Raw genomic sequence first — 25,496 nt, 5'->3', positions numbered from 1 at the left:
ATCCACCGGCGCCATGGTGCTGTCCAACGAAGACATCCTGGCCGTGGTCAAGATCCTGGTGGACCTGCGCAACGGCCGCGGCGAAGTCGATGACATCGACCACCTGGGCAACCGCCGCGTGCGTTGCGTGGGCGAACTCGCCGAGAACCAGTACCGCACCGGTCTGGCGCGTATCGAAAAGGCCGTGAAAGAGCGTCTGGGCCAGGCCGAGCAAGAGCCGCTGATGCCGCACGACCTGATCAACTCCAAGCCGATTTCCGCAGCCTTGAAGGAGTTCTTCGGTGCGTCGCAGCTGTCGCAGTTCATGGACCAGACCAACCCGCTGGCCGAGATCACGCACAAGCGCCGTGTCTCTGCCCTGGGCCCGGGCGGTCTGACCCGCGAACGCGCCGGCTTCGAGGTGCGCGACGTGCACGTGACCCACTACGGTCGCGTCTGCCCTATCGAGACGCCTGAAGGTCCGAACATCGGCCTGATCAACTCGCTGGCTCTGTACGCTCGTCTGAACGAGTACGGTTTCATCGAGACTCCGTACCGCCGCGTGATCGAAGGCAAGGTCACGAACCAGATCGACTACCTGTCGGCCATCGAAGAAGGCAAGTACGTCATCGCGCAGGCCAACGCCACGCTCGACGGCGAAGGCCGCCTGACCGGCGACCTGATCTCCGCGCGAGAAAAAGGCGAGTCGATCCTGACCCCGTCCGACACCATCCAGTACATGGACGTGTCGCCGGCACAGATCGTCTCGGTGGCCGCTTCGCTCGTACCGTTCCTGGAGCACGACGATGCAAACCGCGCGCTGATGGGCGCCAACATGTCGCGCCAGGCCGTGCCTGTGCTGCGTCCTGAAAAGCCGCTGGTGGGCACCGGTATCGAGCGCGTTGCCGCGATCGACTCCGGCACCGTGGTGACCGCGACCCGCGGTGGCAAGGTCGACTATGTGGACGCGACCCGCATCGTGGTGCGCGTGAACGACGCTGAAGCGGTGGCTGGCGAAGTGGGTGTGGACATCTACAACCTTATCAAGTACCAGCGTTCCAACCAGAACACCAACATCCACCAGCGTCCCATCGTGAAGAAGGGCGACATGCTGGCCAAGGGTGACGTGATCGCCGACGGCGCATCGACCGATCTGGGCGAGATCTCGATCGGCCAGAACATGCTGATCGCCTTCATGCCCTGGAACGGCTACAACTTCGAAGATTCGATCCTGATCTCCGAGAAGGTCGTGTCCGAAGACCGCTACACCTCGATCCACATCGAGGAACTGGTGGTGATGGCGCGCGACACCAAGCTGGGCGCGGAAGAAATCACCCGCGACATCCCCAACCTGGCCGAGCAGCAACTCAACCGCCTGGACGACTCCGGCATCATCTACGTGGGCGCCGAAGTGCTGCCCGGCGACGTGCTGGTCGGCAAGGTCACGCCCAAGGGCGAGACCACGCTCACGCCTGAAGAGAAGCTGCTGCGCGCGATCTTCGGCGAGAAGGCTTCCGACGTGAAGGACACCTCGCTGCGCGTGGATCAAGGCTCGCAAGGCACCGTGATCGACGTGCAGGTGTTCACCCGCGAAGGCATCACCCGCGACAAGCGCGCCCAGCAGATCATCGACGACGAGCTCAAGCGTTTCCGCCTGGACCTGAACGACCAGTTGCGCATTGTGGAGGCAGACGCGTTCGACCGGATCGAGAAGCTGTTGATCGGCAAGCTGGCCAACGGCGGTCCGAAGAAGCTGTCCAAGGGCACGACCATCGACAAGGCCTACCTCGACGACGTCGAGAAGTACCACTGGTTCGATATCCGCCCAGCCGACGAAACCGTCGCTGCCCAGCTGGAGTCGATCAAGAACTCGATGGAGCAGACGCGCCACAGCTTCGACCTCGCGTTCGAAGAAAAGCGCAAGAAGCTCACGCAGGGCGACGAGCTGCCCGCGGGCGTGCTCAAGATGGTCAAGGTCTACCTGGCCGTCAAGCGCCGCCTGCAGCCGGGTGACAAGATGGCCGGCCGCCACGGCAACAAGGGTGTGGTCTCCAAGATCGTGCCCGTGGAAGACATGCCCTACATGGCCGACGGCACCCCCGCCGACATCGTGCTCAACCCGCTGGGCGTGCCTTCGCGCATGAACGTCGGTCAGGTGCTCGAAGTCCACCTGGGTTGGGCCGCCAAGGGCCTGGGCCAGCGCATCGGCGACATGCTGCAAGCCGAAGCCAAGGTCTCCGAGCTGCGTGGCTTCCTCGACACCATCTACAACCAGGCCGGCAAGAAAGAGTCGCTCGGCGACATGAGCGATGCCGAAGTGGTCGAGATGGCCGAGAACCTCACCACCGGTGTGCCGTTCGCCACCCCGGTGTTCGACGGTGCTTCGGAAGACGAGATCCGCACCATGCTCAAGCTGGCTTATCCGGACAACATCGCCGAGATCAAGGGGCTCACCGCCACCCGCACCCAGGCGCAGCTGTACGACGGCCGCACGGGTGACGCTTTCGAGCGCCAGACCACCGTGGGTTACATGCACTTCCTGAAGCTGCACCACCTGGTCGACGACAAGATGCACGCCCGTTCGACCGGTCCTTACTCGCTTGTTACCCAGCAGCCGCTGGGCGGCAAGGCGCAGTTCGGTGGTCAGCGTTTCGGCGAGATGGAGGTGTGGGCGCTGGAAGCCTACGGCGCCTCGTACATCCTGCAGGAAATGCTCACCGTCAAGTCCGACGACGTGCAGGGCCGCACCAAGGTCTACGAGAGCATCGTCAAGGGCGAGCACACGATCGACGCCGGCATGCCCGAGTCGTTCAACGTGCTGGTCAAGGAGATCCGCTCGCTGGGTATCGACATCGAGCTCGAGCGCTCCTAATTCACCGAAAAGGAAAGAGTCACATGAAATCTTTGCTCGACCTGTTCAAACAGTTCACACCCGACGAACATTTCGATGCGATCCGCATCGGTCTGGCCTCGCCGGAAAAAATCCGCTCGTGGTCCTTCGGTGAAGTCAAGAAGCCCGAGACCATCAACTACCGCACGTTCAAGCCCGAGCGCGACGGCCTGTTCTGCGCCAAGATCTTCGGCCCCATCAAGGACTACGAATGCCTGTGCGGCAAGTACAAGCGTTTGAAGCACCGCGGTGTCATCTGCGAGAAGTGCGGCGTTGAAGTCACGCAGACCAAGGTGCGCCGCGAGCGCATGGGTCACATCGATCTGGCCGCGCCTTGCGCCCACATCTGGTTCCTGAAATCGCTGCCGTCGCGTCTGGGCCTGATCCTGGACATGACGCTGCGCGACATCGAACGCGTGCTGTACTTCGAAGCCTACGTGGTGACCGACCCCGGCATGACCCCGCTGAAGAAGTTCGGCATCATGTCCGAGGACGACTTTGACGCCAAGCGCAAGGAATTCGGCGACGAATTCGTGGCCAAGATGGGCGCCGAAGGCATCAAGGAACTGCTGCAGGCGATCGACCTCGACATCGAGATCGAGAAGCTGCGCAACGACCTGACCGGCTCCGAGCTCAAGATCAAGAAGAACGCCAAGCGCCTGAAGGTGCTGGAGGCCTTCAAGAAGTCGGGCATCAAGCCCGAGTGGATGGTGCTCGACGTGCTGCCCGTGCTGCCGCCGGACCTGCGTCCGCTCGTTCCCCTGGACGGTGGCCGCTTCGCGACCTCCGACCTGAACGACCTGTACCGCCGCGTCATCAACCGCAACTCGCGTCTGCGCCGCCTGCTGGAGTTGAAGGCACCTGAAATCATCGCGCGCAACGAGAAGCGCATGCTGCAGGAAGCGGTGGACTCGCTGCTGGACAACGGCCGCCGTGGCAAGGCCATGACGGGCGCCAACAAGCGCGCGCTGAAGTCGCTGGCCGACATGATCAAGGGCAAGAGCGGTCGTTTCCGCCAGAACTTGCTGGGCAAGCGCGTCGACTACTCGGGCCGTTCGGTCATTGTGGTCGGCCCAACACTCAAGCTGCACCAGTGCGGCCTGCCCAAGCTGATGGCGCTCGAACTGTTCAAGCCATTCATCTTCTCGCGCCTGGAAGCCATGGGCATCGCGACCACCATCAAGGCCGCGAAGAAGGAAGTTGAAGCCGGCACGCCGGTGGTGTGGGACATCCTGGAAGAGGTGATCAAAGAGCACCCGGTGATGCTCAACCGCGCACCGACGCTGCACCGCCTGGGCATCCAGGCGTTCGAGCCCATCCTGATCGAAGGCAAGGCGATCCAGCTGCACCCACTCGTCTGTGCGGCCTTCAACGCCGACTTCGACGGTGACCAGATGGCCGTTCACGTGCCGCTGTCGGTGGAAGCGCAGATCGAAGCGCGCACCCTGATGCTGGCTTCGAACAACATCCTGTTCCCCGCCAACGGCGAGCCCTCCATCGTCCCGTCGCAAGACGTGGTGCTGGGTCTGTACTACGCCACCCGCGAGCGCATCAACGCCAAGGGCGAAGGCATGATCTTTGCCGATCTGTCCGAGCTGCAACGCGCGCTGGACAACGCGGTGGTGGAAATCACCGCCAAGATCAGCGTGCGCCTGACCCAGCAGACGCTGGACAAGGCCACGGGCGAGTGGACGCCATCGACCACGCTGGTGGACACCACCGTGGGCCGTGCGCTGCTCTCCGAGATCCTGCCGCGTGGCCTGCCTTTTGAAGTGCTGAACAAGGCGCTGAAGAAGAAGGAAATCTCGCGCCTGATCAACACCTCGTTCCGCAAGTGCGGCCTGAAGGAAACCGTGGTGTTCGCCGACAAGCTGTTGCAGAACGGCTTCCGTCTGGCCACGCGCGCCGGTATCTCGATCGCTGTGGACGACATGCTGGTGCCCAAGGAGAAGCCGGCCATCATCGACCGCGCCGAGAACGAGGTGAAGGAAATCGCCCAGCAGTACGCTTCCGGTCTGGTGACCGCGGGCGAGCGCTACAACAAGGTGGTGGACATCTGGGGCAAGGCCGGTGACGAGATCTCCAAGGTCATGATGGCCCAGCTGGCCAAGCAGAAGACCACCGACCGCCACGGCAAGGAAGTGGACCAGGAGTCGTTCAACTCCATCTACATGATGGCCGACTCGGGTGCGCGTGGCTCTGCCGCGCAGATCCGTCAGCTGGCCGGCATGCGCGGCCTGATGGCCAAGCCTGACGGCTCCATCATCGAGACCCCCATCACGGCGAACTTCCGTGAAGGTCTCAACGTGCTGCAGTACTTCATCTCGACCCACGGCGCACGCAAGGGCCTGGCCGACACGGCGCTGAAGACCGCGAACTCGGGCTACCTCACGCGTCGCCTGGTGGACGTGACGCAGGACCTGGTGGTCAACACCCAGGACTGCGGCACCACCAACGGCACGCTGATGCGGGCCATCGTTGAAGGTGGTGAAGTCATCGAGTCGTTGCGCGACCGCATCCTGGGCCGCACCACGGCCGAAGAAGTGACCCACCCGGAAACGCGTGCCCTGCTGGTGCCGGCCGGCGAGATGCTCGACGAAGACATGCTCGACATGCTCGAAGCCGCTGCGGTGGACGAAGTGAAAGTGCGCACCGCACTGACCTGCGAAACCCGTTTCGGCATCTGCGCCAAGTGCTACGGCCGCGATCTGGGCCGTGGTGGTCTGGTGAACATCGGTGAAGCGGTCGGTGTGATCGCCGCCCAGTCCATCGGTGAACCCGGCACGCAGCTGACCATGCGCACCTTCCACATCGGTGGTGCGGCGTCGCGTGCGGCGGTGGCCTCCAGCGTGGAAGCCAAGTCCAGCGGCGTGATCGGCTTCAACGCCACGATGCGCTACGTGACCAACACCAAGGGCGAACTGGTGGTGATCTCGCGTTCCGGCGAGATCATCATCCACGACGAACACGGCCGCGAGCGCGAGCGCCACAAGGTGCCGTACGGTGCCATCCTGTCGATCAAGGCCGACCAGAACATCAAGGCCGGCGCCATCCTGGCGAACTGGGACCCGCTGACCCGCCCGATCATCACGGAATTCGCCGGTCAGGTGCGTTTCGAGAACGTCGAGGAAGGCCTCACCGTGGCCAAGCAGGTGGACGATGTCACCGGCCTGTCGACCCTGGTGGTGATCGATCCCAAGCGCCGCGGCGTGGCCAAGGTGGTGCGTCCACAGGTCAAGCTGATCGACGCGCAAGGCAACGAAGTGAAGATCCCGGGCACCGACCACTCGGTGACCATCGGTTTCCAGATCGGCTCGCTGATCCAGGTGCGCGACGGCATGGACGTGGGTCCAGGCGAAGTGCTGGCCCGCATCCCGGTTGAAGGCCAGAAGACGCGCGACATCACCGGCGGTCTGCCGCGGGTGGCCGAGCTGTTCGAAGCCCGCAGCCCGAAAGACAAGGGCATGCTGGCCGAGATGACCGGCACCGTGTCGTTCGGCAAGGAGACCAAGGGCAAGGTTCGCCTGCAGATCACCGACCCCGAAGGCAAGGTGTGGGACGACCTCATCCCCAAGGAGAAGAACATCCTGGTGCACGAAGGCCAGGTGGTCAACAAGGGCGAGAGCGTCGTGGACGGCCCGGCCGACCCGCAGGACATCCTGCGCCTGCTGGGCATGGAAGAGCTGGCCCGCTACATCGTCGACGAAGTGCAGGACGTCTACCGCCTGCAGGGCGTGAAGATCAACGACAAGCACATCGAGGTGATCGTGCGCCAGATGCTGCGCCGCGTGGTCGTGGACAGCGTGGGTGATTCGAACTACATCGCCGGTGAACAGGTCGAGCGTTCGGAGATCCTCAACACCAACGACGCGCTGCGTGCCGATGGCAAGCTGCCGGCGGTGTTCAGCAACATCCTGCTGGGCATCACCAAGGCGTCGCTGTCGACCGACTCGTTCATCTCGGCGGCTTCCTTCCAGGAAACCACCCGGGTGCTGACCGAGGCGGCCATCATGGGCAAGCGCGACGAGCTGCGTGGCCTGAAGGAAAACGTGATCGTGGGCCGTCTGATCCCCGCCGGTACCGGCATGGCCTACCACGAGGCGCGCAAGGTCAAGGAGAAGATGGACGACGAAGAGCGCCGTGCCATCGCCGAGGCCGATGCCGTGTCGCTGGCGGCCGATCAGGCCGAGCAAGCAGACGCCTCGAGCACCAACGAGTCGGCTGAATAAGGGGGCAACACCTGCGGCCCGGCGGAGCCGGTTCCGCGGTGTTTCTGGTCAGCTCCCCCGCTGGCTTACAAAAAGCCCCCGGTCATCCGACCGGGGGCTTTTTTCATGGCGATGTCGCGCGCGCGCGCGGCGGGCCACGGGTATATTGGCCGCGCCTGCCGGGGGGCGGGGTCGCATACAAGGAGTTCCGAACATGTCCGTTTCGCTGTGGATCATTCTGGCCGTGGGGTTGGTGGTGTTCTTCTGGGGTGTCGGTGCCTACAACCGTCTGGTGCGGTTGAAAAACGGCATTGCCAACGCATTCGGTCAGATCGACGTGCAGCTCAAGCGCCGCTACGACCTGATTCCCAATCTGGTGGAAGTGGCGCGCAAGTACCTCGCGCACGAGTCGCAGACGCTGGAGGCCGTGATCGCCGCGCGCAACCAGGCGCGCACTGCCGAACAGGTCGCTGCCTCCAGCCCGCTCAACGCAGGCGCACTGGGTGCGCTCGCGGGTGCCGAGCAGGTGCTCGGTGGCGCACTGGGCCGCCTGTTCGCCGTGGCCGAGGCTTACCCCGATCTCAAGGCCGACCAGAGCATGCGCGACTTGAGTGAAGAGCTCTCCAGCACCGAGAACCGCATCGGTTTTGCCCGCCAAGCCTACAACGACAACGTGCTCGAATTCAACGACGCGGCCGCGCAGTTCCCCGCCCTGATCGTGGCGCGCATGTTTGGCTTTCTGCCGCAAGCCATGCTGGAGTCCACCACCAGCGACGCCGAGCGCCAAGCCTTGCGAATCGAGATCTGACCCTCGATTCCGGCGCGGGCCCGGCCATGCGGTTCTTCGAATTCCAGCGCGAAGCACGGGGCGAGACCACGCGCCTGTTGCTTGCCTTTGGCCTGACCGTTGGGCTGCTGGTGGTGGCGGTCAATGTGGCCCTGGCACTGGCCTGGGGCCTGACCTGGGGTTTCTGGATGCCGGGCGCGGCGACCTACCCGCGCCATTTCTTTGCCGTCAACACCGCCGTCACACTGCTTTTTGTGCTGGGTGGTTGGTGGGTGGAGACCTCGCGCCTGAGCGAGGGGGGTGGCGTGCGCCTGGCCGAGCAACTCGGCGCGCGACCCGCACAGCCCTCGGGCAACTTTGACGAGCAGCGGTTCTGCAACATCGTCGAAGAGATGGCCATCTCTTCCAACGTGAAAAGGCCACAAGCCATGGTGGTGGCCCGCGACCAGGGCATCAATGCGTTCGCCGCCGGGTGGGACGAGGACGACGCGGTGGTGGCGGTCACCCAGGGTGCGCTCGACCACCTCACGCGCGAGGAACTGCAAGGCCTGGTGGCGCACGAGTTCAGTCACATCGGCGAGGGTGACACGCGGCTGAACATGCGGCTGGTGGGCATGGTGTTCGGTCTGGAGATGCTCTACCGCATGGGCCAGACCCTGTTCGAGCCGGACACCCAGGACCGACGCATGGCCGCCTCGCTCATCGGACTGGCCATCATGGCCGCAGGCTGGCTGGGCTGGGTGGCAGGGCATGCCTTGCAGGCCGCAGTCTCCCGTCAGCGTGAGCATCTGGCCGATGCACGCGCTGTGCAATGGACGCGCAGCCGCGAAGGCCTCGGTGGCGTGCTGCGCAAGATCCTGACCCAGCAGAAAGCGGGTGTGGAGACGCGAGCCGTGGGTTCGGTGGTGCAGCACATGCTGCTGGTGGCCAACGAATCGGGCAAGGTGGCGGGCTGGTTTGATTCCCATCCGCCCCTCAACGAGCGGATCCGCCGCATTTACGGCCGCGGCATGGGTCCGCTGCCGCTGCAACGCGAGACCGAGCCCGAGGCCGTCCCGCCGGCCGCAGCCCCCGGCGCCGACGCCCCGGGCTGGACCCTGGTCTGAAGGGGCCGCGCCGGCTGGCGGTGCTGGTACCCTCACCGGTCCCACCACCTTTTGCCCGGAACCTGATTGACCGCTTCGGCCGCTTCTTCCCCAACCGCCTCGCGTCCACCCGGCGCACCCTACGGGCCCAGCCTCGCCACCCAGCTGCGGCATACCGCGCGCTGCGTGCGCGCCGTGGAGCAGGGGCAATCGCTCAGCGACGTGCTGCCACAGGTGGCGCCCGAGCTTCGCCCGGGCGTGCAGGCACTCACTTTCCATGTGTTGCGTCATCTGGGCACGGCCCGCGCGCTGGTGGAGCAACTGGTGCAACGCAAACCCGACGCTGCGGTGCAGGCCCTGCTGTGCAGTGCCCTGAGCCTGATGCTTGAAGACATCGAAACGGGTTCGTCGAGTGGCCTGCACTACGAGGCCCACACGGTGGTCAACCAGGCGGTGGACGCGGCTCGGCAGGACCGCGACACCGCGCGTCAGGCGGCATTCCTCAATGCCTGTCTGCGCCGCTTCCTGCGCGAACGCCCGACGCTGATGGCCACGGCCATGCGCCAGCCGGTGGCGCGCTGGAACCACCCGCTGTGGTGGATCGAGCGCCTGCAGCGCGATCACCCCGCGCATTGGCAGGCCATCCTGGAGGCCAACAACCAGCCCGGTCCCATGACGCTGCGCGTCAACCGCCGCCGGGTCGAGCGCACTGCCTACCAACGGGATTTGCAGGCGATCGGCGTGGCCTCCACCCCGGTGGGCGACGACGGGCTGGTGCTCGACGCGCCGCAGCCGGTGGAACGTCTGCCCGGCTTTGCGCAAGGCCACTGCTCGGTGCAGGACGCCGCGGCCCAGCTGGCTGCACCGCTGCTGCTGGACGGTCGGGACTGGAGCTCCGCGCACCGCGTGCTCGACGCCTGCGCCGCGCCCGGGGGCAAGACCGCCCACCTGCTGGAGCGTGCCGACGTGAGCCTGCTGGCCCTGGACGTGGACGCCCGCCGCTGCGAACGCGTCGACGACACCCTGAAGCGCTTGGGGTTGAGCGCCGAGGTGCGCTGCGCCGATGCGGCCAAGCCCGCCACCTGGTGGGATGGCCAGCCGTTCGACGCCATCCTGCTCGACGCTCCCTGCACCGCCTCCGGCATCGTGCGCCGCCACCCGGATGTGCGCTGGCTGCGCCGCGCCAGCGACGTCGACCAACTGGTCAAGGTGCAGCGCGGTTTGCTGGAAGCGCTCTGGCCGATGCTCAAACCGGGAGGGCGCCTGGTCTACGCCACCTGCTCCGTGTTCCGCGCCGAAGGGGCTGAACAGGCGCAAGCGTTCCTTGAGCGCCACACCAACGCTGTGCATCGGCCCTCTCCAGGTCATTTGCTGCCCGGTTCGGCTGCCCCGCAGGGACAGTTCAACGACAATCCGTTGGGTGGATATGACGGATTTTTTTACACCTGCATCGACAAGGCCCAGCCTTGAGCTGTCGCCGCGCCAGACGCGGTGGGTGGGTGGCGTGATCCGTTGGCGCGTGGCTTTGTGGGTGACCAGGCTCATGGGTCTGTGGGTGCTCACCCTGGGCCTCCTGGTTCCGGCGCAGGCCCAGAAACCGCAGGTTTTCCAGCTCAACCTGCAGCGCACGCCCGAGGCGCTGTACCTCTCGGGACGCATGGAACTGTCTCCCGACCAGGTGGTGGAGGAGGCGCTGCTCAAGTCGGTTCCGCTGTATTTCGTCTGGCAGGCCGATGTCTACCGCGAGCGCTGGTATTGGGCCGATCGGCGCATCGCCAGCGTCACCCGCACCCTGCGTCTGGCCTACCAGCCCCTCACCCGGCGCTGGCGTGTGAGCCTGGCGAACGACGCAGGCGCCAGTGCCGGTGGGGCCGGACTGCAGTACGCCTTGCACCAGAACTACGACTCCCTGGCCGATGCCCTGGCCGGGGTGGCCCGCGTCACACGCTGGAAGATCGTCGAGGCCGCGCGCCTGCCCGCTGACGAGAGCCACTACGTCGATTTTGCCTTTCGCCTCGACCTGTCCCTGTTGCCACGACCGTTCCAGATCGGTGTGGGCAACCAGCGGGAATGGAACATCGAGGTTCGGGACCGGATCGAGGTCTCTCATCGCGCCGAGCCTGACCGACCGCCAGCGCCCGCGGCCCCGGAGGTCGACAGTGTGGAGGTCCCGGCCAGTGCCCGGGTCGATGCGGAAGCCACCCCCCCGGGCCGCTGAAGTCCTTGTGCGCCAGCGCGCCCACCCCACCCCACCTCACCGTGAACCCAGACCCCATGACCTCCACGAATCGCAAACGGCCAGGCGCAGTGCGCTGGGCCATCGGTGCGGGTCTGGTTTTCATGACCGGCGTGGGCATGGTGCTGCTGTTCCTGCTCACCCTGGCCACGCGCAACCGCGCCCTCTACGAACAGAACTTCGGCTGGTTGGTGGCCATCAATGTGGCGGTGGCGGGCTTCCTGCTGCTGGTCATCGTGTGGCTGGGTGTGCGGCTGGCCATGCGTTTCAGGCGCGGCAAGTTCGGCAGCCGCCTGCTGATCAAGCTGGCGGCCATCATTGGTCTGGTCGGCGTGCTGCCCGGCTTGTTGATCTACACCGTGTCGTACCAGTTCGTCTCGCGCTCCATCGAGAGCTGGTTCGACGTGCGCGTGGAGTCTGCCCTGGCCGCGGGTCTCAACCTCGGTCGCACCACGCTGGACACGCTCGCCGCCGACCTCAGCAGCAAGACCCGCGTGGCCGCCGAAGGCCTGGGGCGCACACCCAATTCATCGGCCGTGCTCGCGCTGGAGCGCTTGCGCGAGCAACTCGGCGTGACCGATCTCGTGCTCTGGAGCGCCTCGGGCCAGGCGCTCGGCAGTTCTGGTCTCTCGCGCTTCGATCTCAGCCCCGAGCGGCCCAGCGCTGCCCAGCTGCGCAGCGTGCGCAACTCGCGCGTGGTGGCGCAGATCGAGGGGCTCGACGAGGGTGCCGATGGCGAAATGGAGGCCGTGCTGGCGGCTGGGCAGGCGCGCATCAAGGTGCTGGCGCTGGTGAGTCCGCCCAGTTTCGGCTTCGATGCCGAGCCGCGCTTCCTGCAGGTGGTGGCACCCCTGCCGGCCGCGTTGGTGGCCGACGCGCTGGCCGTGCAGGTGGCCAACCGCGAATACCAGGAACGCGCGCTGGCCCGCGAGGGGTTGCGGCGCATGTACATCGGCACGCTCACACTGGCCTTGTTTCTGGCGGTGTTCGGCGCGGTGCTGCTGGCGGTGCTGCTGGGCAACCAGTTGATCCGTCCGCTGCTGGTGCTGGCCGAAGGCATGCGCGAGGTGGCCACCGGCGATCTCTCGCCCAAGAAATCGCTGCCGTCGCGCGACGAGCTCGCCGGCCTCACGCGCACCTTCGCTCTCATGACGCAGGACCTGGCGGACGCGCGCGCCGCCGTCCAGCAAAGCATGGAACAAGTGGACGCCGCGCGCGACAACCTGCAGACCATCCTGGACAACCTCACGGCGGGTGTCGTGGTGCTTGACCAGCAAGGGCGCCTGCAAAGCGTCAACCCCGGCGCTGCGCGCATCCTGCGCACGCCACTGGCCCTTCACATGGGCGAGCCGTTGGCCGAAGTGCCCGGACTGGAGGCCTTTTCCACCGGTGTGTTGCAGCAGTTCGAGCGTTTCCTCTCCGATCAGACGCCGCACGAAGGTGGGTACTGGCAGCAATCGTTCGAGCTCAGCGCCAACGGCACCACCCCGTTCGACGAAGGCATCACCTTGATTGCGCGCGGCGCGCTTCTGCCCAACAACGAGCGCCTGCTCGTGTTCGACGACGTCTCCGAAATGGTCTCGGCCCAGCGCGCCAAGGCCTGGGGTGAAGTGGCTCGGCGCCTGGCGCACGAGATCAAGAACCCGCTCACGCCCATTCAGCTGTCGGCCGAGCGCCTGGCCATGAAGCTCGACGGCAAGGTGCAGCCCGCCGAGCAGGCCATCCTCAACAAGTCGGTGCGCACCATCGTTGATCAGGTCGACGCCATGAAGCGGTTGGTCAACGAGTTTCGCGACTATGCGCGCCTGCCCGCCGCGCAGTTGCAGCCGGTTGACCTCAACGCCCTCGCACGCGACGTCCTCTCGCTCTACGACAACGCCGCCGTGCCCGTGCACCTGGAGGCCGCCGACGATCTGCCCATGGCCCAGGCCGACCCCCAGCAGGTGCGACAGATCCTGCACAACCTCGTGCAGAACGCCCAGGACGCCATGGCCGGCGTGCCCGATGCGCAGGTGGTGCTGCGCACGCGCCGCTCCGATTCCGGCCAGTGGGTGCGCCTCTCGGTGCTGGACCAGGGCCCGGGTTTTGCCGAGCACATTCTCAAGCGCGCGTTCGAGCCCTACGTGACCACCAAGGTCAAAGGCACCGGGCTCGGCCTGGCCGTGGTGAAAAAAATCATGGACGAACACGGCGGGCGCGTGGACCTCAGCAACCGTGTGACCGAAGGCAAGATGATTGGCGCGCAAGTGTCGTTATCATTCGCAGTTGCCAATTGACAACAAGTACCGAGGGAAACACACCGCGCCATGGCAACAATTCTGGTTGTAGACGATGAACTGGGCATCCGGGACTTGCTTTCCGAAATCCTGAACGACGAAGGTCACACAGTCGAACTGGCCGAGAACGCGGCCCAGGCCCGCGCCGTGCGCGCCCAGTTGCGCCCCGACCTCGTGTTGCTCGACATCTGGATGCCCGACACCGACGGTGTGACGCTGTTGAAAGAATGGGCCAGCACGGGCTTGTTGTCGATGCCGGTGATCATGATGAGCGGCCATGCCACCATCGACACCGCAGTGGAAGCCACGCGCATCGGCGCCACCGCCTTCCTCGAAAAGCCCATCACCATGGCCAAGCTGCTCAAGGCGGTGGACCAGGGTTTGAACAAGGCACCGCCCAAGACCAGTCCCACCGCCGCGCCCACTCGTCTGATCTCGGGCCTGTCGATGGACCTCACGGTCGAGGCCGCCATGACCGGCAGCACCCTGCCCGAGCCCGTGATGGACATGGGGCCGCAGTCATCGCAGTCCTTCAACCTGGAAGGCCCGCTGCGCGAAACCCGCGACGAGTTCGAGAAGGCCTACTTCGAATACCACCTGGCCAAAGAGTCCGGTTCCATGACCCGCGTGGCCGAGAAGACCGGTCTGGAGCGCACCCACCTCTACCGCAAACTCAAACAGCTCGGCGTCGATCTGGCGCGCAGCAAACGCAACGCGCTTTGAGTGCTGCGCGGCTCGAAATCGAGGTCTCGGAAGCTGCTACAATCTCGCTTCTCTCGAAGGCCCGGTAGCTCAGTTGGTAGAGCAGCGGATTGAAAATCCGCGTGTCGATGGTTCGATTCCGTCCCAGGCCACCAAACTTCTCGCAAAAGCCCATCCACCGCGATGGGCTTTTTCGTTTCCGGATCGGCCAGCACGGCATTGATCCAGGGCCTGCGCCCCTCCTGACGATTGGACTCCCCATGACCCATGCCAACCCGATCACCGGGCTTGATGACTTGCTGGCCCGCTTCACCCAGGGGCTCAGCACCCGAACGTTGCGGCATGTGGCAGAGGAGGCGCGACTCGATGGTGAGAGCCTGAAGGATGCCGTGGAACGCTATGAGATCGACTACGCGTGGCATGTGCTCGGATCGCAGCGCTTGCTGGATGCGTGTGTCTCTGCGTTGGGCACTGCGTTCGGCCAGCCGGTGAACGACACCCAGCAGGACAGCGTGCGCGAGATCCTGCAAGCCGCAGCGGCTGCGCAGCCTGCGGACAACCTGATGAGTTTCGACAACGACCTGCCGGCGCTCCTGGCGGCACTGATGGGACCCCGTTTGGCCACTCGGGAAGTGCCCCTGGCCGAATCCATTTGAGCGACTGAGCCGCGCTGAGCCAGCCCGCAACTGCGCGCTCAGGGCGTGCCGAGGCTGTCGAGCAGTTTTTGTGCGTCGGCGGCCGCGGGGAAATTGGGCGTCAGCGACAGCGCCTCCTGCAGTGCCTTGCGTGCTTCCGCCTTGTCGCCGGCTTCGGCCAGGGCCTTGCCGAGGTGGTAGCGGATCGATGGATCCTTGGGAGCCAATTCCGTTGCAGTCTTGAATGAGGCGACGGCCCCTTTGCGGTCGCCCTGCGCAAGCAACACCGTTGCCAGCGTGTCATGGAACTGCGCCGCGCGCGGCACCGCTGCAACTGCGCGGCGTGCCCAACCCTCGGCCTGTTTCAGGTTCTGCCCGCGCTCGACGGCCAGCGCTGCGAGGTTGTTCAGGGCAACGGACTGCTTCGGGTCAAGCACGATGGTCCGTTGATATGCCTGTGTCGCGGCATCGAGTTGCCCGCGCTGCTGCTGGATCATGCCGGCGCGCAAGTGCGGCAATGCGAGCTTGGGCGCCAGCTGTGCGGCGCGTTCGTAATGCCTCAGGGCCGGCTCCGGCAAACCGCGGCTATCCAGCAGGTCACCTTTGAGGATGAGCGCGTCGACGAGGCTCGGCTGAATCCTCAGGGCCTGGTCCACGGCGGCCATCGCAGCGTCCGGTTGTTGGCGCGCGAACTCGGCGCGTGCCAATGCCACCAGCGGGAGCGGATTGCCCTTGGCCAATGACACCGCCCGAGTCAATTCCGCCGCTGCGGCCGCCGGGTAGCCGGTGTTCAGCAGCGCCAGCCCCAGTGCATAGCGCGCGCCCGGGTGCTCGGGCGAGATCGTGAGCGCCTCGCGGTAGAGCACGATGGAACCTTCGGCGTCGCCGCGCGAGAGCAGCATGTCCGCCAGATCGATGCGCGGGCGCAAAGCCTTCGCATCCAGTGCGGCCGCCTGTTTCAAGGCCACCTCAGCTTCGGCGTGTCGGCCCTTGAGCGCCAGGAACCGGCCCCAGGACGCTTGTGCATTGGCGTCCTTCGGGTCGGCTTTCACCGCCTGTTCGATCCATCGGCCGGCGTCATCGACTCGCTTGGAGAGGAATGCGACCTCGCCCAGCCCCAACAGCGCCGAGACCATTTTGGGGTCCTGCCGCAGCGCGCTGCGAAAGTTGGCCTCGGCGGCTTTCAGATCACCCTTGCCCAGGGCCTCGATGCCGCGCTGATAAGCCTCTGCTGCCGCGCCGCTGGCTGGCTTGGATATGTCGTTCACCACCGGCGCTGCCACGAGGTTGGCGGTGGTGCCTGCCAACAGGGCCATCACCAGTGCCACGGTGGACAGTGGCCGAAAAGAAGCAAAGCGGGGCTGGTGTTTCATGAAGTGATCTTAGCGGCATGCCCATGAAAAAACCCCCGAGCCGGGAGTGGCGCGAGGGCTTTTGACCAAGACGCTCCAGGCGCCCCGGACGTGATGTTCAGGCTTGCTTGCGACGGCGTGCGCAGCACAGACCCGCCAGCGCGAGGCCAATCAAGGCCAGCGAACCTGGCTCGGGCACTTCGCCGGGTTCCTGGGGTGTGCCACCGACACCTGCGAAGCCGAAGATGAAGGTGGGAGCGCCGTTGGCAGGGGCTCCGCCGATGCCTGACTGACCGAGCGAGTACAGCTCAATGCCCGCTGCACCGATCGCTGCCAGGGCATCGGCCTCGTTGCCCGCCGCGCCATAGAAAATGCTGAACGTATAGCTGTCGCCATCTTCCAGCGTGCCGAAGTTGAAGCGGAAGTAGGCGCCGTGGTCGGCTGCACCGACGTCGGTGAAATCAACGTCTTCCGTGGCAGGGTTAAGGCCGCTGGTGGGCACCAGCGGGTTGGAGGTGTCGAAGCCGTCGTTGTGAGACCGCTCCAGCAGCGTGGTGGTGGCCGTGCCTTTGATGGTGACGTATTCGGCGAACTCGGTGGGCGGCACATCCCAGTCCATGACGCGAACGTACTTGACGTCGTTCACGGCAGCGCCCGTCATATTGGTGATGGTCACCGTGGTCTGAAACAGGGCACTGGTGGCCGCGGACACAGCGTAGGCTTGGGTCACGGAGAGTCCAGCAAGGCTGCTGAGCGAGGTCGATGTGGTGACGCTGGTGGTGGTCACGTTGCTGAGCGCGCCAACCGTCAGGCCAGCCGTGCCGCCGGCGACGTTGGCATAACCGCTGGCGGTGTTGTTCACCGACACGCCCCAGCCTTCACACAGGCACCCAGGGGCCGTTGCATCCCTCCAGCCTGCGGTGCCAAAGTTGTAGGCTAGGCCAGTGGCGCTCGCATTCGTGGTGATGTTGGGCGTGGTATTCAGAGAGCCATTGTCGTTAACGCCAAGTGCCACGGTCGCGGACAAGGGGTTGCTGTTGTTGTAGATGACGGTGCCAGCATGTGCCACGCCCGCCGCGATGCTGCCAATGGCCAGAATGGTCGCGGCAACGGTGGAGTTGATGAGTTTCATAAAACGTCCTTTTTAGCGATACATACGGCGGTATTGCCCCGTCGGATCGCCTGATAGCAAGGGTTGGGCCAGCTTTTGAAGACAAGCAAAATCAATGACTTGTAATGATTTTTGGCAACTTGCTCCCCCGGGCTGTAAAGCCGTTCGACATACATGCCCGGGTATCTGCCAGGTCCGGATGCCGTGGCCCGGTTGTTTTTTCAGCGCCAGCCGGGCGCCTTTTTCAACACGAAGTTCATCACCGGCTCGCCCGCAGGCCGGCCTTCGGCGGGGCGGCGGATGCCGCGCAATTCCTGGCCGCAGCCGGAGGCGGTCACGTTGCCTTCCCACACGGCGTCCATGTTCACGCCATCGGCCGATTCGTCGAGGTTGAATTCGCCGCCGGTCACATCGCCCGAAACCAGGGCCTGCCGATCGTTGCCGGGGGTGGAGCGCTTGAGGCTGCCTCGCACACTGCCCGGGTACTCGGGGTGGCGTTCGAACAGGAGCGCGCCGGTGGAGGCCGGCGCTGCTTCGCTGCCGCTGGTCTGTGGCCACAGCACGAGCTGCCACAGACCGTAGAGCTGGGCCGGCGCCATGTCGGCGGGTGGGGTGCAGCCCACCGCCGGGGTTTGCGCCGCGGCAGGCAGGCTGATGGCGAGCGCCAGTGCGGCTGTTGCGAGCCCGTGGTGCCGACGGGTCTTCATGGCGCGATGTCGGCCGCCTTTTGCGCGGCCTGGTCGGTGGCGCGCTGGGCGAACTCGGCGCGCAGGGCGCGCAGTTTCTCGCGCGGGTCTTCCTTGGTGGTGGCCTGGTCCAGCGCCATTTCCTTGATGAAGCGGCTGGCCTGGCCCGGGATGCTTTCGCGGCCCTTCTTGCGCCGCTTGAGCCAGCTCACGGCCAGCGTGCGTTGCGCGCGCGTGATGCCCACGTACATGAGGCGGCGCTCCTCCTGCAGGCGCTGCGCCATGCTCTCGGCGGCGGCGTCGCTCTGGCCGGGCTCCTCGTCCATCTTGAACGGCAGCAGGCCTTCGTTCACACCGACCAGCATCACGTGCGGCCACTCCAGACCCTTCGATGCGTGCAGGGTGGAGAGCGTCACCACATTCTGGTCCTTCTCGCGTTCGGAGAGCGTGGAAAGCAGCGCAATCGTCTGTACGACTTCCATCAGGCTCTTGCGTTCACTCTCCACCTGCACCCCGGCTTCGTCCTCGATCTGGCCGCCGCAGCGCCCGGCGACCCAGTCGCAGAAGTCCATCACGTTGGTCCAGCGCGCAGCGGCCACCTTCTCGTTGTCCTCGCTGTCGTACAGGTGCTTCTCGTAGGCGATGTCCTTGAGCCATTCGGTGAGGAAGGCGCGCGCGGCCTCATGGCCCACCGTGTGCTTGGCGCGGTATTCCAGCTCGTTCACCGCGCGGCCGAACTCATGCAGCGTGGCCACGGCGCGCGCGGGCAGGGCGCTGCTCAGCGAGTTCGAGAACAGCGCCTCGAACAGGCTCAGCTTGTATTGGGTGGCGAAGGTGCCCAGCGCCTGCAGCGTGGTGTGCCCGATGCCGCGTTTGGGTGTGGTGGCCGAGCGCAAAAACGCTGGATCGTCGTCGTTGTTCACCAGCAGGCGCAGCCAGGCGCAGAGGTCGCGGATCTCGGCCTTGTCGAAGAAGCTTTGCCCGCCCGAGACCTTGTAGGGAATCTGCGCGCGACGCAGCGATTGCTCGAACGAGCGCGCCATGTGGTTGGCGCGGTAGAGGATGGCGAAGTCGCGAAACTCCTTGTGCTGTGAATTCGAGCGAAGGCTCTGGATGCGTGCCACGGCGCGCTCGGCCTCGTGCTCCTCGTTGTCGGCGTCGACCACGCGCACCGGCTCGCCTTCGCCCAGGTCGCTCCACAGCGTCTTGGGAAACAGCTTGGGGTTGGGGCCGATCACGTTGTTGGCCGCGCGCAGGATGGCGCTGGTGGAGCGGTAGTTCTGCTCCAGCTTGATGACCTTGAGTTCGGGGTAGTCCTGCGGCAGGCGCTTGAGGTTGTCCAGCGTGGCGCCGCGCCAGCCGTAGATGGACTGGTCGTCGTCGCCCACCGCGGTGAAGCGCGCGCGCTCACCCACCAGCAGCTTGAGCAGCTCGTACTGGGTGGCGTTGGTGTCCTGGTATTCGTCCACCAGCACATGCCCCATCTTTTTCTGCCAGCGCTCGCGCACGTCGAGGTGCTCGGTGAGCAGCTTGAGCGGCAGCGAGATCAGATCGTCGAAGTCCACGCTCTGGTAGGCCGTCAGGCGCTCTTCGTAGCGCCCCATGATGGTCGCGGTCACGCGCTCGTTCTCGTCCTTGGCCTGTGCCAGCGCCTGCGACGAATTCAGGCCGGCGCTTTTGAGCGCGCTGATGGCCCACTGCCAGCCGCGCGCGGTGGCCGCGTCGGTGGTGCCGCCGCAGTCTTTCAGCAAGCTGGTGATGTCGTCGGTGTCGAGGATGGAGAACTGTTTTTTCAGACCGAGTGCGGCGCCGTCCTCGCGCAGCAGGCGAACGCCCAGGGCGTGAAAAGTGCAGATCAGCACCTTCTTGGCATCGCGCCCCACCAGCTGCTTGGCGCGTTCGCGCATCTCGGCGGCGGCCTTGTTGGTGAAGGTGATGGCGGCGATGCGATCAGCGGCCAGGCCGGCCTGAATGAGCCGGCCGATCTTGTGCGTGATCACGCGCGTCTTGCCCGAGCCGGCGCCCGCGAGCACCAGGCACGGCCCCCCCAGGTGGTTCACGGCTTCAAGCTGGGCCAGGTTCAAGCCGTTGGACATGGAAAAGGGGACGGTGAGCGCATCGAAAACAGAGCGGTGAATCATACCGGCAGGGGTTGGAGCCGCATGGGGAGCCCCGCCTGACACAATGGCGCCCGTGCTCAACATCCTGCTCGTCACATTTCCGTTCTTTGCGCTGGTGCTGGCCGGCTTCGTGGCTGCCCACCGCAGGATGTTGCCGCTGGAGGCCATCCCGGGGCTCAACGGATTCGTGTTGTTCTTCGCATTGCCCTGTTTGCTGTACCGATTCGGTTCCACCACGCCGATCGCTGAATTGCTCGACCCCTCCGTCGTGGGTGTCTACCTGCTGTGCGCCCTGGTGATGGTGGCGTTCGCGGTGGTCATGACCTTGAACACACGCATCCGCTGGAACGACGCTTCGCTCGGCGCCTTGGTGGCGGCGTTTCCCAACACCGGCTTCATGGGTGTTCCGCTGTTGGCCGCGCTGCTGGGCGCGCAGGTGGCCGGCACGGTGATCGTGACCATGCTGGTCGACATGGTGATCACCAGCTCGCTGTGCATTGCGCTCTCGCGCCTGGACGAGGGCGAAGGGCATGGTGGGCAGGCCATGCTGGACGCGGGCAAGAAGGCCTTGCGCGGCGTGCTGGCCAATCCCATGCCCTGGTCCATCATCCTGGGTGCGGTGGCTTCCGCCTGGGCGTTCACCTTGCCCAAACCGGTCGAACAGACCGTCTGGCTGCTGGCCGATGCGGCCTCACCGGTGGCGCTGTTCACCATCGGCGCGGTGCTGGCTCGCGCGCAGATGCAGTCCAGCCACCCGATGCCGCTGTCGGACTACCTGCCGGTGGCGTTGATGAAGCTGGTGCTGCACCCGCTGCTGGTGCTCGCGGTGGGGTCGGCGGCGATCCAGCTCGGCGTGCCGCTTTCGCCGGCCGCGCTCACGGTGATGGTGCTGGTGGCGGCTTTGCCGAGCGCGAGCAACGTCTCGTTGTTGGCCGAACGCTTTGGGGCGGACAACGGGCGCATCGCGCGCATCATCCTGGTGACGACCGCCGCGGCCTTTTTCACGTTTTCGGGTGCCGTGTCGTTGATGACCTGAAGCGTCGGGCTTCAGTTTGACGGCGCAGGGGCCGATACACAGTGAAACCCACGACTCGATGATCGGTTGAAGGCCTCAGCCGGCGACGCGTACGGAGAACACCATGATCCTGGCCCCTTTGCCCCACAACGAGAAGCAACGCCTGAAGGCCTTGCGAGAGCTTCTGATCCTGGACACGCCACCCGAGGAGCGCTTCGATCGCATTTCGGCGTTTGCCGCGAAGGAGTTCGACGTGCCGATCGCCTTGATCTCGCTGGTGGACCGGGACCGGCAGTGGTTCAAGTCGAGTTTCGGCATGGACTTGTGCGAGACCTCGCGTGACATCTCCTTCTGTGGACATGCGGTCAACATGTCCGAGACGCTGGTGGTGCACGATGCGTTGAAAGACCCGCGCTTTGAAGACAACCCCTTGGTGATCGGGGAGCCGTACGTGCGGTTCTACGCCGGGGCCTTGTTGCGCCTGCCCTATGGCCAGATCGTCGGTACCTTCTGCATCATGGATCGACGTCCACGGGTGTTCGACAAGCTGGATGTGGCGATCCTGGGTGGCCTGCGCGATCTGGTGGTGGAAGAGATGTTCCGCCGCGAGGAGGCCTTGACGTGAGCGCGGCGGCCGGTGCCCCGTCCATCCATGTTCTGCTGATCGAGCCCGACGGCCTCGTGCGCAGCACCGTGGCTTCCGTGTGTCGAGAACTGGAGATCGTGCGCATGCACCAGGCGACCAGCCTGGCGATGGGTGAACAGTGGTTGCGGACCTGGGAAGCCGAAGGATTGATGTTGTCCCTGGCCGATCCGGATGCGGCTCTGGAACTCCTGAGCCGTCTTCGCGCCGGAGACTTCCGTTGCGAAGCCGACATCCCGGTGGCGGTGATGGCGCCGGCGTGCGACGCGGCCATGCTGAAGCGGCTGAAGGAGCTGGAGGTGCGCCGCTTCTTGTTGCAGCCGTTCAAGTTGCGCGACGTGGTCCAGACGGTCGAGCAGCTGTGGCCCGCCGAGGAAAAGATCGACGCCTGAAAGGGCGGCTCAGATCACCAGCGGGTCCACATCCACCGCAAAGCGGATCAATCCCCGCGCCTCGGGCAGGCTGCGGCTCTCCAGCAGAACCGGCTGCCATGCGGCCAGAAAGCGCTGCAGCGCGCCACGCGAGGCGGCTTCCACCAGCAACTGGGCACGTTCCACATTGGCCACGCGCTGGATGGTGAGCGGCACCGCCGGGTAGAGGGTGACGTCTTCGAAATGCGGCAAACCCACCGCCGCCTGCGCCGCCGCGTTGAGGTAGGCCTGGGCCGCCTGCTGGGTTCGGGCGTCGGCGCGCAGCAGCGCCTGGTGACCGTAGGGCGGCATGCCGGCGCTCAGCCGCTCGGCCAGCTGCGTGGTGGCGAACGCGGGAAAGTCGTGCTGCTTGAGCGAGGCGAACAGCGGGTGCTGCGGGTACCAGGTCTGCACCCACATTTCACTCGCGGCACTCTGGGCCGCGTCGCGCCCCGCGCGCCCGGCCGCCTGCATGAGCAGCGCAAACAGGCGCTCGGGCGCGCGGTAGTCACTGGCGAACAGGCCCGAGTCGGCGTTGATGCTGGCGACCAACGTGATGCGACGGAAGTCGTGGCCCTTGGCGATCATCTGCGTGCCCACCAACACGTCGACCTCGCCACTGTGCATGGTGGCCAGCTGCACCTCCAGGCTGCCTTTGAGGCGGGTCGAGTCGGCGTCCATGCGTGCCACGCGCGCTGGCCCTCCGTCGGGGCGTTTCACATCGGCCAGCAGGCCGGCGAGCTGTTCTTCGACCTGCTCGGTGCCGCGGCCCACGGGCGCGATGTCCAGATTGCCGCAGTCGGGGCAGGCGCGTGGCACGCGTTCGGTGAAACCGCAGTGGTGGCAGCGCAGCGTGCGGTCGAGCTTGTGGAACACGCGAAACGCGCTGCAGTGCGCGCACTGGCTCTTCCAGCCGCAGTCGTGGCAGGCCAGCACCGGTGCATAGCCGCGCCGGTTCAGCAGCACCAGGCACTGCTCGCCACGCCCGATGCGCTCGGCCATCGCAGCAATCAGGGGCGGGGCGAGCACGGCGCCCTTGGGCTGGTGGTTCATGTCGACCAACCGCAAGCGCGGCAGCGCGCCGCCGCCGATGCGCGCCGGCATGGCCAGCCGCAGATAGCGGCCCTGGTCGGCCGCGTGCCAGCTCTCCAGCGAAGGCGTGGCCGAGCCCAACACCACCTGGCAGCGCTCACCCGCAGCCAATGCCTCCGTCTCCACCTTGCCCCGGTACACCGCCAGATCGCGCGCCGAATACCGCGCGCCTTCCTGGCTCTTGTAGCTGGGGTCGTGCTCTTCGTCGACCACGATCAAACGCAGCCCGGGCAGGCTGGCCAGCACGGCCATGCGCGTGCCCAGCACGATGCGCGCCTGCCCCGTGTGGGCCGCGAGCCAGCTCGACAGGCGCTGCGCCGGCGTCATGCCGCTGTGCAGGCACACCACCGCGCCCGCGCCACACAGAGGCTCGAAGCGTTCGCGAAAACGCGCCTCCAGCTGCGGCGTGAGGTTGATCTCCGGCACCATCACCAGCACCTGGGCATCGGCATGTTCGGCCAGCGCACGCTGCGTGGCCTGCAGGTAGACCTCGGTCTTGCCGCTGCCGGTGGCGCCAAACAGCAGCACGGGTGCCGCCGCCAATGCCAGGGCGTCCAGTGCCTGGCGCTGTTCGTCGCTGAGGTCGTGGCCATCCGCCACGTTGCCCGCCGGGATGTGCTCGTCCACGCCGGTCTTCGACCGGCGCTTGAGCCGGCGCGCCAATTGCACGTTGCTCAGGTCGCGCAGCTGCGGTGGCAGTGCGGCGAGCGCCACCTCGCCCAGGCTGCGCTGGTAGTACTGGGCGGCAAACTTCACCAGCTGGCGCCAACGTTCGTTGAGCGGCGGCAGGCCCTGGAGCATGCCGGTCACCGCTTTGGTCTGCGCTTCGGTCAGACCCTCGGGCGGGGTGGCCAGGCAGTCCCACACCACACCGAGCACCTCGCGCGCGCCCAGCGGCACGCGCACCAGCGTGCCGGGCGCGAGCGGCAGCTCACTTCGGTAGGTCAGGCTGGCGCCCACCCCGCTGTGGGCGGGGGTGGCCACCACGACACTGGGCCAGAAAGCCATGGTTAGCGGTTCTTCCTCAGTTGAACTGTCGGAATGCGGCGTAAGTCGTTGATTTGGCTCAGCATCAGGACATATCCAGATTTTCTGTGGATAACTTTGTTGATAGATTCATTTTCCGGCGCCGCAGCCCTTGAGAATCAAGGCTTTGCTTAAACTGCCTTCAAAAAAAGCAGATTGCAAAATCTATACGAATCAATGACTTGCGAGCGAATCCACTGCGGTGGATGGCTTGCATGGGTGTTCGGGATTCATGGCGCACCGCAGCAAAAATTTTGTGCATAAGTAAAGCTTGTCAAGCGCGTTTTTCGGCATGTTTTGTGTTAATGGCCGGCGTTACCCCGGGGTCATGACGGTTTCATGACGCCTTTCGGCCTACCTGAAATCCCTGGGGCGTTCGCCGTATCCCGCGCCAAAACGGCGGCTGAAGCTCTGAAAAGCGGAGCAACAACCGGAGCATTTGCCCGCCACGGACCGGCTCAGCCGGCCGCGCGCAGGCGCTTCGAATGGGTGTGCACCGCGTCCACCAAGGTCGACACGTGCTCGGGCGGCGTGTACTGACTGATGCCGTGGCCCAGGTTGAAGATGTGGGTGGCCCCTGTGCCCGGGCCCTGGTGCGGCGGGCCGAAACTCTCCAGCACGCGCGCCACTTCGGCGTCGATCTGCCCGGGCTGCGCAAACAGCACGTTGGGATCGATATTGCCTTGCAGGGCTTTGCCGTCCGGGCCTTCGCCCACTTGCGCACGGGCTTTGGCCAGGTTCACGGTCCAGTCCAGGCCGAGGGCGTGGCAGTCCAGGGCCTTCATGTCGTCGAGCCACAGGCCGCCGCCCTTGGTGAAGACGATGCGCGGGATCACCACGCCGTCGTGTTCGCGCTTGAGCTGGGCCAGCACGCGTTTGGTGTAGGCCAGGCTGAAGTGCTGGAAGTTGCCATCGGCCAGCACACCGCCCCAGCTGTCGAACACCATCACGGCCTGCGCGCCGGCGTCGATCTGCGCGTTCAGGTAGGCCGCCACCGAGTCTGCGTTGATGGCCAGGATGCGGTGCATCAGGTCGGGGCGGCTGTACATCAGCGTCTTGACCGCGCGGTAGTCATCGGAGCCACCTCCCTCGACCATGTAGCAGGCCAGCGTCCAGGGGCTGCCCGAGAAACCGATCAACGGCACGCGGCCGTTCAGGGCCTTGCGGATGGACGTGACGGCGTCGAACACGTAGCGCAGCTTGTCCATGTCGGGCACGGCCAGTGCATCCACGTCGGCCTCGG

18 protein-coding genes and 1 tRNA gene are annotated in these 25,496 nt (G+C 65.6%); 13 read left to right on the top strand and 6 right to left on the bottom strand.

Translation table 11 applies throughout. From position 1 onward, the window contains the following. The 10 genes from rpoB to V6M63_RS22840 form a co-directional block, all read left to right on the top strand. A partial coding sequence (gene rpoB, locus V6M63_RS22885; RefSeq protein ID WP_332745665.1) for a DNA-directed RNA polymerase subunit beta occupies positions 1-2,851 on the top strand: 2,851 nt, incomplete at its 5' end. Positions 2,852-2,874: 23 nt separating this feature from the next. Then, positions 2,875-7,098 (top strand): DNA-directed RNA polymerase subunit beta', encoded by a 4,224-nt coding sequence (gene rpoC, locus V6M63_RS22880; protein WP_332745664.1) that lies wholly within the window; start codon positions 2,875-2,877, stop codon positions 7,096-7,098. 193 nt (positions 7,099-7,291) lie between these two features. After that, positions 7,292-7,885 (top strand): LemA family protein, encoded by a 594-nt coding sequence (locus tag V6M63_RS22875; RefSeq protein ID WP_332745662.1) that lies wholly within the window; start codon positions 7,292-7,294, stop codon positions 7,883-7,885. 26 nt (positions 7,886-7,911) lie between these two features. After that, complete coding sequence (locus V6M63_RS22870) at positions 7,912-8,970, top strand: M48 family metalloprotease (protein WP_332745660.1); 1,059 nt, start codon at positions 7,912-7,914, stop codon at positions 8,968-8,970. A gap of 66 nt (positions 8,971-9,036) precedes the next feature. Continuing rightward, positions 9,037-10,419, top strand: coding sequence for a 16S rRNA (cytosine(967)-C(5))-methyltransferase RsmB (rsmB, locus tag V6M63_RS22865; protein WP_442909640.1), 1,383 nt, complete (start codon positions 9,037-9,039; stop codon positions 10,417-10,419). Continuing rightward, a complete protein-coding gene (locus V6M63_RS22860) occupies positions 10,376-11,167 on the top strand; it encodes a DUF4390 domain-containing protein (protein WP_332745659.1) in 792 nt (263 codons plus the stop codon). Before rsmB ends, V6M63_RS22860 begins: the two co-directional genes overlap by 44 nt. A 56-nt stretch (positions 11,168-11,223) precedes the next feature. Further along, positions 11,224-13,461, top strand: coding sequence for a sensor histidine kinase (locus tag V6M63_RS22855; protein ID WP_332745658.1), 2,238 nt, complete (start codon positions 11,224-11,226; stop codon positions 13,459-13,461). Between the two features lie 30 nt (positions 13,462-13,491). Beyond that, a complete protein-coding gene (locus V6M63_RS22850) occupies positions 13,492-14,184 on the top strand; it encodes a response regulator (RefSeq protein ID WP_332745657.1) in 693 nt (230 codons plus the stop codon). 58 nt (positions 14,185-14,242) lie between these two features. Continuing rightward, positions 14,243-14,318, top strand: a tRNA-Phe gene (locus V6M63_RS22845). 105 nt (positions 14,319-14,423) lie between these two features. Then, positions 14,424-14,819, top strand: coding sequence for a hypothetical protein (locus tag V6M63_RS22840; protein WP_332745655.1), 396 nt, complete (start codon positions 14,424-14,426; stop codon positions 14,817-14,819). 38 nt (positions 14,820-14,857) lie between these two features. On the opposite strand, the gene V6M63_RS22835 is transcribed toward V6M63_RS22840, so the two are convergent. From V6M63_RS22835 to V6M63_RS22820, 4 genes are all read right to left on the bottom strand, one after another. Beyond that, on the bottom strand, positions 14,858-16,171 hold the full coding sequence (locus tag V6M63_RS22835; RefSeq protein WP_332745653.1) for a tetratricopeptide repeat protein: 1,314 nt from the start codon (positions 16,169-16,171) through the stop codon (positions 14,858-14,860). A gap of 97 nt (positions 16,172-16,268) precedes the next feature. Beyond that, positions 16,269-17,282 carry a PEP-CTERM sorting domain-containing protein gene (locus tag V6M63_RS22830; protein ID WP_332745651.1) on the bottom strand — a complete coding sequence of 338 codons (1,014 nt, stop codon included), beginning with the start codon at positions 17,280-17,282 and terminating at the stop codon, positions 16,269-16,271. Positions 17,283-17,482: 200 nt separating this feature from the next. Continuing rightward, complete coding sequence (locus tag V6M63_RS22825) at positions 17,483-17,968, bottom strand: hypothetical protein (protein ID WP_332745650.1); 486 nt, start codon at positions 17,966-17,968, stop codon at positions 17,483-17,485. Continuing rightward, positions 17,965-20,043: an ATP-dependent helicase gene (locus V6M63_RS22820; RefSeq protein WP_056268191.1), complete on the bottom strand. Its 2,079-nt coding sequence runs from the start codon at positions 20,041-20,043 to the stop codon at positions 17,965-17,967. Before V6M63_RS22820 ends, V6M63_RS22825 begins: the two co-directional genes overlap by 4 nt. Before the next feature lie 97 nt (positions 20,044-20,140). Between V6M63_RS22820 and V6M63_RS22815 the strand changes: the two genes are divergently transcribed. The 3 genes from V6M63_RS22815 (at position 20,141) to V6M63_RS22805 (ending at position 22,117) form a co-directional block, all read left to right on the top strand. Beyond that, positions 20,141-21,103, top strand: a complete 963-nt coding sequence (locus V6M63_RS22815) for an AEC family transporter (protein ID WP_332745649.1) — start codon at positions 20,141-20,143, stop codon at positions 21,101-21,103. A 103-nt stretch (positions 21,104-21,206) separates the two neighbouring features. Beyond that, on the top strand, positions 21,207-21,707 hold the full coding sequence (locus tag V6M63_RS22810) for a GAF domain-containing protein (protein ID WP_332745647.1): 501 nt from the start codon (positions 21,207-21,209) through the stop codon (positions 21,705-21,707). Continuing rightward, complete coding sequence (locus V6M63_RS22805; protein WP_332745645.1) at positions 21,704-22,117, top strand: hypothetical protein; 414 nt, start codon at positions 21,704-21,706, stop codon at positions 22,115-22,117. Before V6M63_RS22810 ends, V6M63_RS22805 begins: the two co-directional genes overlap by 4 nt. Positions 22,118-22,126: 9 nt before the next feature. Here V6M63_RS22805 and priA read toward each other — a convergent pair whose 3' ends face one another. After that, a complete protein-coding gene (gene priA / locus V6M63_RS22800) occupies positions 22,127-24,235 on the bottom strand; it encodes a replication restart helicase PriA (protein ID WP_332745643.1) in 2,109 nt (702 codons plus the stop codon). A gap of 476 nt (positions 24,236-24,711) precedes the next feature. Then, on the bottom strand, positions 24,712-25,496 hold a 785-nt coding region (locus V6M63_RS22795), incomplete at its 5' end, for a uroporphyrinogen decarboxylase family protein (RefSeq protein ID WP_332745641.1).

The sequence above is a fragment of the Hydrogenophaga sp. genome, from assembly GCF_036675665.1.
Lineage (GTDB): Bacteria > Pseudomonadota > Gammaproteobacteria > Burkholderiales > Burkholderiaceae_C > Hydrogenophaga.
This window is presented reverse-complemented; position numbering and strand designations above follow the sequence as displayed.